The organism is Orrella sp. 11846 (assembly GCF_048820935.1).
Classification (GTDB): Bacteria; Pseudomonadota; Gammaproteobacteria; order Burkholderiales; family Burkholderiaceae_B; genus Algicoccus.
The window spans coordinates 112,819-125,262 of record NZ_JBMERD010000004.1; the positions used below are offsets into that span (position 1 = coordinate 112,819).

General features: G+C 49.6%; 10 protein-coding genes and 1 tRNA gene. 9 read left to right on the forward strand and 2 right to left on the reverse strand.

Annotated features, from left to right (window positions below):
• Positions 1-4 precede the first annotated feature (4 nt).
• The 3 genes from ftsH to glmM are packed head-to-tail and all read left to right on the forward strand — an operon-like array spanning position 5 to position 4,107.
• The gene (gene ftsH, locus ACOI06_RS04755) at positions 5-1,897 is read left to right on the forward strand and encodes an ATP-dependent zinc metalloprotease FtsH (protein ID WP_420661369.1); all 1,893 of its coding nucleotides are present in this window, start codon (positions 5-7) and stop codon (positions 1,895-1,897) included.
• 18 nt (positions 1,898-1,915) lie between these two features.
• Positions 1,916-2,776 carry a dihydropteroate synthase gene (gene folP, locus ACOI06_RS04760; RefSeq protein WP_420661370.1) on the forward strand — a complete coding sequence of 287 codons (861 nt, stop codon included), beginning with the start codon at positions 1,916-1,918 and terminating at the stop codon, positions 2,774-2,776.
• The gene (glmM, locus tag ACOI06_RS04765; RefSeq protein WP_420661371.1) at positions 2,749-4,107 is read left to right on the forward strand and encodes a phosphoglucosamine mutase; all 1,359 of its coding nucleotides are present in this window, start codon (positions 2,749-2,751) and stop codon (positions 4,105-4,107) included. Before folP ends, glmM begins: the two co-directional genes overlap by 28 nt.
• A 51-nt stretch (positions 4,108-4,158) precedes the next feature.
• On the opposite strand, the gene ppx is transcribed toward glmM, so the two are convergent.
• Positions 4,159-5,649 carry an exopolyphosphatase gene (ppx, locus tag ACOI06_RS04770; protein WP_420661372.1) on the reverse strand — a complete coding sequence of 497 codons (1,491 nt, stop codon included), beginning with the start codon at positions 5,647-5,649 and terminating at the stop codon, positions 4,159-4,161.
• Positions 5,650-5,804: 155 nt separating this feature from the next.
• Here ppx and ppk1 point away from each other — a divergent pair, with 155 nt between their 5' ends.
• From ppk1 to ACOI06_RS04790, 4 genes are all read left to right on the forward strand, one after another.
• Positions 5,805-7,919, forward strand: a complete 2,115-nt coding sequence (gene ppk1 / locus ACOI06_RS04775; protein WP_420661373.1) for a polyphosphate kinase 1 — start codon at positions 5,805-5,807, stop codon at positions 7,917-7,919.
• A 134-nt stretch (positions 7,920-8,053) separates the two neighbouring features.
• Positions 8,054-8,130 (forward strand) — tRNA-Pro (locus ACOI06_RS04780).
• A gap of 205 nt (positions 8,131-8,335) precedes the next feature.
• Complete coding sequence (locus ACOI06_RS04785) at positions 8,336-8,617, forward strand: DUF1778 domain-containing protein (protein WP_420661374.1); 282 nt, start codon at positions 8,336-8,338, stop codon at positions 8,615-8,617.
• 178 nt (positions 8,618-8,795) lie between these two features.
• Positions 8,796-9,491 (forward strand): MarC family NAAT transporter, encoded by a 696-nt coding sequence (locus ACOI06_RS04790; RefSeq protein ID WP_420661375.1) that lies wholly within the window; start codon positions 8,796-8,798, stop codon positions 9,489-9,491.
• 26 nt (positions 9,492-9,517) lie between these two features.
• On the opposite strand, the gene ACOI06_RS04795 is transcribed toward ACOI06_RS04790, so the two are convergent.
• Positions 9,518-10,138, reverse strand: a complete 621-nt coding sequence (locus ACOI06_RS04795) for an SCO family protein (protein WP_420661376.1) — start codon at positions 10,136-10,138, stop codon at positions 9,518-9,520.
• 204 nt (positions 10,139-10,342) lie between these two features.
• Here ACOI06_RS04795 and ACOI06_RS04800 point away from each other — a divergent pair, with 204 nt between their 5' ends.
• Together ACOI06_RS04800 and nirK are read left to right on the forward strand one after the other, a co-directional pair.
• A complete protein-coding gene (locus ACOI06_RS04800; protein WP_420661377.1) occupies positions 10,343-11,158 on the forward strand; it encodes a formylglycine-generating enzyme family protein in 816 nt (271 codons plus the stop codon).
• A gap of 191 nt (positions 11,159-11,349) precedes the next feature.
• The gene (gene nirK, locus ACOI06_RS04805) at positions 11,350-12,438 is read left to right on the forward strand and encodes a copper-containing nitrite reductase (protein WP_420661378.1); all 1,089 of its coding nucleotides are present in this window, start codon (positions 11,350-11,352) and stop codon (positions 12,436-12,438) included.
• Positions 12,439-12,444: the final 6 nt, after the last annotated feature.

Below are 12,444 nucleotides of genomic sequence, written 5' to 3' on the forward strand. Positions count from 1 at the left end.
GAACGTGAACAATTCGTTCTCAAAAATTGCAGTCTGGATGGTGATTGCCTTAGTGCTTTTTACCGTCTTTAAACAGTTTGATAGCCGCCCAAGTGGGCAGCATGCAGTGAGCTATACCCAGTTCATGCAAGATGCGGAAGCGGGTAAGATTCGTCGCGTCAACGTTCAGGGTGATGTGCTCCATGTGGTTCCCGAAGGTGGGGCGCCCTATACCATCACGTCGCCTGGCGATATGTGGATGGTGTCTGACCTGATGAAAGCCGGTGTGCAGGTTTCAGGTAGTGCACGTGAAGAGCCTTCACTATTAATGAGCATTTTTGTGTCATGGTTCCCCATGCTTTTGCTCATTGGTGTTTGGATATTCTTTATGCGTCAGATGCAAGGGGGCGGCAAAGGCGGTGCGTTTAGTTTCGGTAAATCGAGAGCGCGCATGCTCGATGAGTCAACCAACAACGTGACGTTTGCTGATGTGGCCGGTTGCGACGAGGCCAAAGAAGATGTTCAGGAGTTGGTGGATTTTCTGAGGGATCCAACTAAATTCCAACGTCTGGGTGGTCGGATTCCACGTGGCGTCTTGATGGTAGGTTCACCTGGGACAGGTAAAACATTGCTGGCCCGCGCCATTGCGGGTGAAGCCAAAGTGCCTTTCTTTAGCATTTCCGGTTCTGATTTTGTGGAAATGTTTGTCGGGGTGGGTGCTGCACGTGTGCGCGATATGTTTGAAAACGCTAAAAAGCATGCGCCTTGCATCATCTTTATCGATGAGATTGACGCAGTCGGTCGCCAACGTGGTGCGGGACTGGGTGGCGGTAACGATGAGCGCGAACAAACACTAAACCAGATGCTGGTAGAAATGGATGGTTTTGAGTCCAACCAGAGTGTGATTGTGATTGCTGCGACTAACCGTCCTGATGTGCTGGATCCTGCTTTGTTGCGCCCAGGACGTTTTGACCGTCAGGTTGTGGTGCCACTGCCCGATATTCGTGGTCGTGACCAGATTCTTCAAGTGCATATGCGTAAAGTGCCGTTGGCAGCCAATGTGGACCCCAACGTCCTGGCTCGTGGTACACCCGGTTTTTCCGGTGCAGACCTTGCCAACTTGGTGAACGAAGCTGCTTTGTTTGCAGCGCGTCGCAATGGTCGTTTGGTGGATATGTCTGACTTTGAACGTGCCAAAGATAAGATCATCATGGGTGCGGAACGTCGCTCGATGGTGATGCCCGAAGAAGAGCGTCGCAATACGGCCTATCACGAATCAGGTCACGCGGTGGTTGCGCGTATGCTGCCTAAGACTGACCCTGTGCATAAAGTCACCATTATTCCCCGCGGTCGAGCCTTGGGTGTGACGATGCAGTTACCTGAAGAAGACCGTTACAGCATGGACAAAGAGCGTTTGTTGTCGATGATTGCGGTTCTGTTCGGTGGTCGAATTGCTGAAGAAATCTTTATGAATCAGATGACCACAGGTGCCTCAAATGACTTTGAGCGAGCCACAGCGATTGCACGCGATATCGTGACACGCTACGGCATGACCGAAGAACTGGGCCCAATGGTCTATGCAGATAACGAAGGCGAAGTGTTTCTGGGACGTGCCGTGACAAAAACCACGCACATGTCTGAAGCTACGATGCAAAAAGTGGATTCTGAAATCCGTCGTATTATCGATGAGCAATACAAGGTTGCACGGACTATTCTGGAAACCAATCGTGACAAGGTTGAAGCCATGACAGCGGCGTTGCTGGAGTGGGAAACCATCGATATGGATCAGATCAATGACATTATGGATGGACGTGCACCTAGACCACCGAAAGAGCCTGGTCAGCCTTCTGGCTCATCACAGCCGCCAGTCGGACCAACACCGTCTGCGAGTGGAGAAAACCCGGCTGAGGCCGTTTAAAGGAAGTTCGGAGCGCTCATGAGTGCAACGCACTGGCAATGTGGCCGTTTTGTGCTGGACTTGCACAAAACGGTCGTGATGGGGGTGGTGAATATCACCCCCGATTCTTTTTCTGATGGTGGTCGTTACGCCAGTACCGATCAGGCGATCGCACAAGCCCATCGTTTAATTGAGGAAGGTGCCCAGATCATTGATCTAGGCGCAGAGTCCACGCGACCTGGTGCGACTCCCGTCAATGATGCGCAGGAACTGGCAAGAATCCTACCTGTCATGGAAGCATTGCGTGACAGCGGCGTTGTACTGTCAGTCGATACGAGTAAACCCAATGTCATGCGGACCGTTTTACAAATGGGCGCAGATTTGATCAATGATATTTCGGGTTTGCGTCATCCAGAGGCGCGTGCCATTGTGGCTGGACACAAAACATGTGGTGTTTGCGTCATGCATATGCAAGGCACGCCCGCGACCATGCAGATTTCACCTCAGTATGGTGATGTGGTGGCTGATGTGTTTGACGAGTTGCGCAGCACAGCCAGATCATTGCAGGCAGATGGCATTGCTGCCGACAGAATTTCATTAGACCCAGGTTTTGGGTTTGGCAAGAGTGTTCATCACAATTTAACCCTCATGCGTCATCTGTCAGAATTGGTGGCCAGTGGCTATCCAGTGACTGTGGGTGTATCCAGAAAGTCCATGCTGGGTGCCATTACTGGACGTTCGGTTGATCAGCGATTAGTCGGGAGTGTGGCTGCCATGCTGGTTTTGGTTGCGCGAGGTGCGCAAATCGTGCGTGTCCATGATGTGCAAGAAACGGTCGATGCACTGCGTGTTTGGGATGCTGTTAATTTTGGATGGAAACAAGAGGAGTCAATCCCGTGAGTCGCAAATATTTTGGAACAGATGGTGTACGCGGACTTGTTGGTGGTGACTTGATGAATCCGCAGTTTGCATTGCGTCTAGGCTTTGCGGCGGGACAGGTGTTCAGAAAGATGAACAAGGGCACAGCACGCACCTCTGTCTTAATTGGTAAAGATACGCGCGTAAGTGGCTATATGCTGGAGTCTGCCTTAGAGGCCGGATTCGCATCAGCCGGCGTGGATGTGTTGTTAGCAGGTCCGGTACCGACGCCAGCTGTGGCTTATTTAACACGTGCGTGGCGCTTGTCAGCTGGCGTGGTGATTAGTGCGTCACACAATCCCTATTACGACAATGGCATCAAGTTCTTTTCTGGTCTTGGCACAAAACTGCCCGATGAGTGGGAGTTGATGATTGAAGCCGCGATCGATGAGCCACTTCAATGTGAAAGCTCTGCTGATCTGGGTCGCGCACGACGTATTAGTGATGCAGCAGGTCGCTATATTGAGTTTTGTAAGGGCACGTTTGGGACTGAACTTGATCTAGATGGTGTCAAACTTGTGGTTGATGCTGCGCATGGTGCGGCTTATGGGATCGCACCTCACGTCTTTGAAGAGCTGGGTGCGTCTGTGCATGCGATTGGAGTTAAGCCAGATGGGTTTAACATCAATGAAGGTGTCGGTGCCTTGCATCCAGAAAAGCTTGCCGCTGAAGTGATTGCCAGAGGGGCAGATTACGGCATCGCACTGGATGGTGATGCAGATCGCGTACAGATGGTGGATGCGACTGGCCGCATTTATAACGGTGACGAACTGTTGTATGCCATTGTTCGTGAACGGGCAATGCGTCAGCCGGTGGCCGGCGTCGTCGGTACGGTCATGACAAACCTAGGCGTTGAGCTGGCGCTGCAAGCGATGGATATTCCGTTTGAGCGCGCTGCGGTAGGCGATCGTCACGTCATGGAGAAACTGCAGGCACAGGGTTGGTTGTACGGCGGCGAAAGCTCCGGGCATTTGTTGTGTCTGGATAATCATTCTACTGGCGATGGCATTATTGCCAGTCTGCAGGTGCTTGCCGCACTGCGTCGTTACCAAAGTGATCTGTCGGATTGGATTCGCGATTTGTCGATGATGCCTCAAGTGCTGATCAATGTGGAGATTGCGCCAGATCTGGATTGGGCCTCACACCCAGGGCTTGAAAAAGCGCGCATCCAAGTTGAAAAAACACTGGGTGATCAGGGACGTATTCTGATTCGCGCATCTGGAACCGAGCCGAAGTTGCGACTGATGGTGGAAGCACGGGATGCCCAGATGGCGCAGGAGTGTGCTCAACAATTGGCTGACAGTTTGCTCTAAGCTCTAGTCAGTCATCCAGTCTTGTATTGACTGACTGGGACTGTTGCTACTTTAAGGGCAGGCAATGAGTTCGAAGGTAAAGCCTGCTTTTTCCCATTCCTGCTGCTCGGTCTGTAAAGAGTAGTGCGCCAGCGGATGATCCTGTAACCACAGTCGGTCCACTTTGGTGATGATGTGTTTATCTTGAAATGTGACGGATAGTGTCAGGCGGTTGATTTCTTCACGTCGTCGGCAAAGTAGTGTCGCTAGCCGCAGTGCAAGAATGGCTTTCCACTGGCGATCATGCCGAATCTTGTTGGTGATTTTGGAGAGTTTGCCATGGTGGGCGAGGACCAGCATGGCGAGCAAATCCTGATCAACCTTTGAAAACCCAGGCATGTCTGCATGGGTCAGAATATAAGCACCGTGCTTGTGATAGCCCGATTGCGCAATGGACAGTCCGGCTTCATGTAAATCAGAAGCCCAGCTTAGGAAGTGACGCAAGTCATCATCGATATCATCCTGAATCGCAATGCTGTCATACAGACTTAAACAGGCACGTTTGACGCGCGCGGCCTGACGACTTTCAACACGGTAGCGTTTCATAAAGGCTTTAACCGTTTCGTCACGTCGATCACGAAAGGACTCGCGACCCGCCAGATCCACTAAAACTCCCAATCGCAGGGCGCCATCGCCTGTTCGCATGCGATCGATCTGTAGTTCTTCAAAAAATCCTGTCATGATCGCTAGGCCACCAGGCAACACATCCGCACGATGAGATTTGATGCCGGGTAGGTCTTCAACAATGACGCGTCCTGCTGAGATGAGCTTGTCTTTGAGTCGATGTAAGCCTTCTAACGTAATGCCATGTTCAGATAAACCGCCTTCAGTCAGAATCGCGTAGAGGGCTTTAGAACTCCCTGAAGAGCCATAGGCTTGTTGCCAACCAAGACGACAATAGGGTTTGGTGATGATTTCAATTTCACGCCGTGCGCAGGTGATGGCTGCTTGCATCCTGTCAGCATCAATCTGCCCATCCGGGAAAAACCGTCGGCTGTAGCTGACACACCCCATATAAAGGGATGCCGTCAAGACGGGGGTGTCACGCTGTCCAATGACGGCTTCAGTTGAACCGCCACCAATGTCAATCACCAAACGATGATCGTCACTCGCAGGCAGTGTCTGACTGACCCCGGTATAAATCAGACGAGCCTCTTCTCGACCCGCAATCACTTCAATAGGAAATCCTAATGCGGCTTCTGCGCGGGGTAAAAACTGAGGTGTATTGCGTGCGACTCGGAAAGTGTTGGTGGCCACTGCGCGGACTCGATCAGGATCGAAGCTGCGTAAGCGATCTCCGAAGCGATGCAAGACTTCGAGTGCGCGTTCAATGGCGTCTTCGCTGAGAATTTTGTTCTCATTGAGGCCAGCCGCTAAGCGCACGGTTTCTTTAAGCTTGTCTATCTGATAGATTTGGCGCAGACCGTCTGTTTGCTCAACGCGTCCGATTGATAACCGAAAGCTATTTGAGCCAATATCAACGGCAGCCAGTAGATGTTCCATAACGACAACTCTGTTTCGTGACACGCTGATTATATGGGTAGTATGAGAAATAGCGACCATCTGTTTCTGTCCGAACATGAAAAATATGACACAAACCTGTTCGAATCAGCGAAGATGACCCTATATAGCGATTGTTTCAACGTTTGAAAGCCATCATGGGAACAAAAATAAAAGCGGCCGATGTTCAAAATACAGAAGAAGAGATTCTGGGTTCAGTGGAGTATCTGAATCGAGAGTTGTCTTTGTTGCAGTTTAATGCTCGTGTGTTGGCGATGGCCAATGAAAGCACGACACCTTTGCTGGAGCGGTTGCGGTATTTGTGTATCGTGGGTTCAAACTTGGACGAGTTTTTTGAGATTCGAGTCTCGAGTCTGAAAGAGCAAATGCGTTTGCATCCGACGCGTCGTGGACCGGATGGTCTGACGGCACGCCAGGCTTTTGAGCTGGTGCAGATCAAAGTACATAAGCTTGTGGCTGAGCTCTATGGTTTGTTTAATGACAAGGTTTTGCCTGCAATGCGGCAAGAGGGCGTGTATCTGCACCATGCACATGAGTGGAATGAGGTCCAGTTGGCATGGGCACATGAGCTGTTTGTGCGTGACATGATGCCATTGCTCACACCAATTGGTCTGGATCCTGCGCACCCCTTTCCTCGTGTCTATAACAAGAGTTTGAACTTTATTGTGGAGTTATCAGGCGAAGATGCTTTTGACCGTAAAGCGACGGTTGCTGTCGTGCGAGCGCCTAGAGCCTTGCCACGGGTTGTGCGTATGCCGCCTGAAGTATCAGGCTTGCCGCATGGCTTTATCTTATTGACCTCATTGATTCGAGCATTTGCGTCTGAATTGTTTCCGGGTATGACTGCACAGGGCATCTACCAGTGGCGTGTTACCCGCAACAGTGACTTGTTTGTCGATGAAGAGGAAGTGACTAATCTGAGATTGGCACTTCAGGGGGAATTGTCGCAACGTAACTTTGGGGCGGCAGTGCGCCTAGAAATTGACAAAGATTTACCCGCAGAGATTGAGGCTTTGCTGCACCGAGAGTTTGGACTGACTCAAGAAGACACGTATCGTGTGACTGGGCCCGCCAACTTTTCTCGTTTGATCCAGATCTGTCAGGAGGTCAAACGACCCGAATGGCTCTTTGAAGAAATGCATGGTGCCATCCCGAAAGCGTTTATGGGTTTGTCGCCAACGGGTGGTGAGATCTTTGATGTGCTGAGTAAGTCTGATCAGTTGCTACATCATCCATATCAATCATTTCGTCCCATTATCGAGTTGCTAACAGCTGCGGCGCGTGATCCAAATGTCGTTGCCATTAAGCAAACGATTTATCGCACAGGGGAAGACTCTGAGCTGATGCAGTTGCTCATTGCAGCGGCTCGTGCTGGCAAAGAAGTGACGGTCGTTGTGGAGCTCATGGCGCGGTTTGATGAGCAGACCAACATTAACTGGGCTTCTCGGCTTGAAGAGGTCGGTGCGCATGTCTCCTATGGGGTGGTCGGTCATAAAACGCATGCCAAAATGCTCTTGGTGTTGCGTCGAGAAGAAGGTGGGATCCGTCGCTATGGGCATCTCGGCACTGGGAATTACCATTCTAAGACAGCTCGTTTGTATACAGACTTTGGATTACTGACAGCGAATCCCGAAATCTGTGAAGATATGGACAAAGTGTTTGCGCAGCTCACAGGGTTAGGTGCTCGGCGTGAACTCAAGCAGTTGTTGCAGTCGCCATTTGATATGCATGCCGCGTTTGTGGCGATGATTCAAGCTGAAGCACAAGCTGCGCGAGAAGGTGCCCGAGCGGTTATTAAAGCCAAAATGAATGCATTGCTCGAGCCACAAATTATCCATGAGCTTTACGCTGCTAGCCAAGCGGGCGTGCAGATTGATTTGATCGTGCGTGGAGCATGTGCATTGCGAGCCGGTGTGCCTGGCCTATCGGACAACATTCGGGTGCGCTCGATTGTGGGGCGGTTCTTAGAGCATTCGCGTGTTTTTTACTTTTATGCACAAGGTCGCGAAGCGGTTTATTTATCATCAGCAGATTGGCGGGACCGTAACTTTTTTAGGCGAGTAGAGCTGGCTGTGCCGATCTTAAGTCCTGTTCTCAAGCGGCGTGTCATTCATGAGGCATTTACACTTGCTTTGCGTGACAACGTACGCGCCTGGGTGCAGAATCGAGATGGTACTTATACGAAGGTGCGCAACCGGCGTGAGCCTGTGAATATGCAGGCACAATTGATTTCGTTGTTGCAAAACAAATAGTTTTAGTGAAGATACGCTCATCAGGGAAACATTTTTGTAAATATGTGCTATGATGCTTTTCTATCCTGATTCAGGGCTGTTGTGAATTGGTTGTTAGGCACAACATCTTTCGGGATTGTCTCTCAAGAGTCAGTCGGGGCGTGGCGCAGCCTGGTAGCGCATCTGGTTTGGGACCAGAGGGTCGCATGTTCGAATCATGTCGCCCCGACCAAATACTCTTTCTGTCAGTCTTCTGATGGCTCTTCCCGATTAAGGGGGGATGGCCACTCATCACACTCAGTTAAAAAAGCCAACCCAACCGCACTGGGCTAGTACTCTTAGTCGGTAATTCTCAAAGTTTCTAAATCCAAACGCTCTTCTTGAAAATATTTCCATCGCGGCAAATTGCCGTACGATTAAGCAAGGAGAATCCTATTATGTCAGCCAGAGTTTCTACTACTTGCCTCGAGATTCGGATTAGTATCGAGCTGCATGCAATGCTTAAGCACGCTGCTGAACTTGAAGGGCGCACCATGACGGATTTCGTGATCGCTGCTGTTCACGATGCAGCCCTACGCACTGTCGAACAAGCTGAGATTATTCGGTTATCGATGGCGGATCAGGCATGTTTTGTGCAAGCACTGCTGTCACCACCTAAACAGACGCCTGCTTTGGGGCGTGCCTTTGTTCGTCACAGAAAACTCCTGTGCTCTGAATGAGTTGTACGCCGTTTCGGTCTGCTGAATAGTGAAGAGTGTATTACTGGCTATTGCACCTCGGCTTGTGCAAGAATTTTACTAACTGATTTGCTGATCACCTTTAAGTTTTACTGAATGACCCATTGCGATTGTTGCGTACAATGGAAGTTCTTTTGAATAACGTCTCTATGGTCGGCTTATGGAATCAATCGTTCAGTTCTTTCATCTGATTCTGATCGGTTTTGTCATGATGTTGCCGCTGGCAAACCCATTGACATCGATGTCGCTGTTGCTGGCGTTAGGTAAAGACCTGTCGAACTTTGAACGTAAGAAGCAAGTTCGGCAAGCAGCGATTTATGTTGTAGGCATCATGCTGGTCACGTACTACGCCGGTAGTTTTGTGCTCAGTGCGTTTTCTATTTCGTTACCAGGGATGCGAATTGCGGGTGGTTTGATCGTGGCCTATATCGGCTTCAAAATGTTGTTTCCATCGACCACGTTGTCAGATATTCCTGAAGCACAGCAAGTGGAAGAAGATGGTCAAGCCGTGAAGCGCATTGTCCCGAACCTTGCTTTTGTGCCGTTGGCGATGCCTGGTACAGCTGGTCCGGGTACGATGGCGTTAATCATGAGTGCAGCATCACAAATTCAAGCCTCACAGCACCACTATGCTGCGTGGGTTATTTTACTTGTGCCGGTTGTTGTGGCAGGCTTACTTGGCTTGTTGTTTTATGTCTGTTTGCGATCTGCTGATCGCATTGTGGCGATGGTGGGTCAGGATGCTGTGGAGGCTGTTGCAAGAATCATGGGATTCTTGCTGGTTTGTATGGCAGTCCAATTCGTGATTGATGGCGTATTGACTATCTCCTCGCATCCTGAACTTTATGTGAAGTGACGATCAAAGATCGTTTGTGCACAGGCTTATGACGATTGCTTGCCTTCTTTAAGCAGCAGCTTGATGTCGTGCACGATCTCTTCACCCGTCATCTCTGGACCAATGAGTACTCTGGCTTGTCCTTTTTGGTCTAAAAGATAAAAAGCAGCTGTGTGGTTCATTTCGTAGTGTTCAGGATCACCGGTGGCTTCTTTGTTGTAAATCACGTTAAACGCGTCAGCTGTCTTTTCTAGTGCATCCGCATCTCCGTAAAGACCTATGAATTCCGGATTAAAGGCTTTGACATATGCATCAAGAATGTCGGGTGTGTCACGCTCTGGGTCGACTGTCACCATAATGACTTGAACGTCTTCATGGCCAGTGTCTAAAACTTCCATGGCATGCGCAGCTTGCGCCAATGCGGTTGGGCAAATGTCTGGGCACTGGGTGTAACCGAAATACACCATTAGAACTTTGCCGGCGTAGTCCTCTAGGGTTTTTGTGGCGCCGCTTACATCTTGTAATGTCCACTCGGGTGCGAGTCTAGCGCGTGAGAGGTCACCACCTTCAAATGCCAAAGGCGCGGCGAATGCGAAGGCCGTGCTTAAGCTAAAAACAATGCCCATGGCGCCAGTCAAAAGTCGCTGTCGAAAGGCGTGTTTGTTCATTAGATACTCCGCTACGTTTGTGAATCAATGTGAGTGATTTCATTATTTCATGTTCGACACTAAAAAGATTTGAAATGTTTTCTAATGTTTGATGCATATCAATAAAATTTGTGACAAAATGTTTTTAAATAAGCTTTGATCATTTATTCTTTTGCTATGAAATACGAAAACATTAGATGATTGATGCCTCAATGAGGAATGGTGATGAAAGTATTGTCGAGTAAAAACATCGGGATTATGTCTGCAGCCGTTTTGCTGGCGATGGGTGCTGGTTCTTCGCTCGCTGCGAATACCCAAACACAAATTCCGCAGGTTTCGGAACAGAAAATTCCGGCTGGGACGTTTCAGTATCAAATTGCCGGCTCATTTGTTGAAAATGGCTTGCCAACAGACGCCCCCAGTGTGCAAGGCGCAATTGACAAAGACATCCGTGTGATGACTCGCCAGGTTAGTCAGGCTGAGTACATGCAGTGTGTGTCTGACGGTGCTTGTGGTGCATTAGATAAAGGCTTTAGAAACTTCATGAGTGGTGATGCACCCGCCGTGGGGATTAGCTGGTTGGATGCGACAGACTATGCGAAATGGTTATCAGAAAAAACTGGGCAGGACTGGCGTTTGCCGACGTATGAAGAGTGGGTGAGGGCCGCAGCTGATAAGTACGAAGAAGAAGGCACTTTGGAGTCCGCACCAGATAATCCTGCAGTGCGGTGGTTGGCTGAGTATGATCGCGAGACCAGTCGACGCCAAGACCGAATTAAAGCGACTCAGCCGTTTGGTTATTTTGGGACCAATGAATATGGTTTGCAGGATATGGCTGGGAACGTGTGGGAGTGGACAGATACGTGTTTTCATACCTATCGAGATGGTGAGCACGTGAAAGAAAATTGTGGTGTTCGGGTGTTGGCAGGTGCACACGTAGCTGCGATGCCTGATTTTATTCGAGATCCTAAAACGGGAGCCTGTTCAATTGGACTGCCACCCACCAATTTGGGATTTAGATTGGTGCGCGATGACAGGTAAGTATGGTGTGGCATATTCACACTAAGCAGTAAGTGGTTTGGGACAAACAGTTTGATATAAATCAAAACCAACTAATCTACTCGGGTTTTAGCCTAAAAACATTGATCTAGAACAAATGTCAGGTTGAGTAAATATAGGATTATGAACCCACCAGTTAATTAAAGTTCATTCATTTAAAAAGGAGCACGACTATGAAAAACTTTCGTCTTGGAATTCTTGCAACCTCCATGAGCTTATTGTGGGCTGGCGGTGCCATGGCAGCGACACCCGTTGATCAATTGGAGCGTATTCAGCCTAAGTTGCTTCCTCCGCCATTCGTGATGGAACATGATCAAGTGGCCAAAGGCGAGCCGAAAGTGGTTGAATTCACGTTGACCATCGAAGAAAAGAAAGTCGTGATTGATGAAGATAATGACACGACTTTGCAAGCCATGACATTTAACGGCACATTGCCAGGACCGACCATGGTCGTGCATGAAGGCGATTATGTCGAATTGACTTTGATCAACCCAACGGAAAGCGTGCTTGAGCACAATATTGACTTCCACGCCGCCACAGGTGCATTGGGTGGTGCAAGCTTAACAACCATTCAACCTGGTGAAGAAGTCGTGTTGCGCTTTAAAGCGGACCGCCCAGGAACATTTATTTATCACTGCGCGCCAGAAGGCATGGTGCCTTGGCACGTGGTGTCCGGTATGAGCGGCACAATCATGGTGCTGCCACGTGACGGTCTGAAAGATGGTCAAGGCAATCCGCTGACCTACGACAAGGTTTACACAATTGGTGAGATGGATCTGTACATCCCGACCGATGAGGATGGTGAGTACAAAGACTACGATACGCTGATGGAAAGCTACGGCGATACTTTGGAAGTCATGCGCACGCTCTTGCCTAGCCATATCGTGTTTAACGGTAAGGTTGGTGCATTGAGTGGTGACGGCGCACTGAAAGCCAATGTTGGTGACAATGTGCTCTTTATTCACAGTAGCGCAAACCGCGATACACGTCCTCACTTGATCGGTGGACACGGTGACTATGTTTGGGAAACAGGTAAGTTCAATAACGCACCTGAAGTTGACCTTGAGACTTGGTTTATCCGCGGTGGTTCAGCTGGCGCAGCTCTGTACAAGTTTAAGCAGCCTGGTGTTTATGCTTACGTGAACCACAACCTGATCGAAGCTTTTGAGAAGGGAGCTTCAGGTCACGTGGTTGTTGAAGGCGACTGGGATGATGATCTGATGAAACAGGTCTCCGCTCCAGGTCCTATCAAGAGCAAATAAGATCTA

Excerpts from the sequence above, each read along its gene's own strand:
- ACOI06_RS04790 (WP_420661375.1), top strand. The coding sequence starts at position 8,796 with ATGGAATCAATCGTTCAGTTCTTTCATCTGATTCTGATCGGTTTTGTC.
- ACOI06_RS04785 (WP_420661374.1), top strand. The coding sequence starts at position 8,336 with ATGTCAGCCAGAGTTTCTACTACTTGCCTCGAGATTCGGATTAGTATC.
- glmM (WP_420661371.1), top strand. The coding sequence starts at position 2,749 with ATGGAAACAAGAGGAGTCAATCCCGTGAGTCGCAAATATTTTGGAACA.
- nirK (WP_420661378.1), top strand. The coding sequence starts at position 11,350 with ATGAAAAACTTTCGTCTTGGAATTCTTGCAACCTCCATGAGCTTATTG.
- ppx (WP_420661372.1), bottom strand. The coding sequence starts at position 5,649 with ATGGAACATCTACTGGCTGCCGTTGATATTGGCTCAAATAGCTTTCGG.
- ACOI06_RS04800 (WP_420661377.1), top strand. The coding sequence starts at position 10,343 with ATGAAAGTATTGTCGAGTAAAAACATCGGGATTATGTCTGCAGCCGTT.
- folP (WP_420661370.1), top strand. The coding sequence starts at position 1,916 with ATGAGTGCAACGCACTGGCAATGTGGCCGTTTTGTGCTGGACTTGCAC.
- ACOI06_RS04795 (WP_420661376.1), bottom strand. The coding sequence starts at position 10,138 with ATGAACAAACACGCCTTTCGACAGCGACTTTTGACTGGCGCCATGGGC.
- ppk1 (WP_420661373.1), top strand. The coding sequence starts at position 5,805 with ATGGGAACAAAAATAAAAGCGGCCGATGTTCAAAATACAGAAGAAGAG.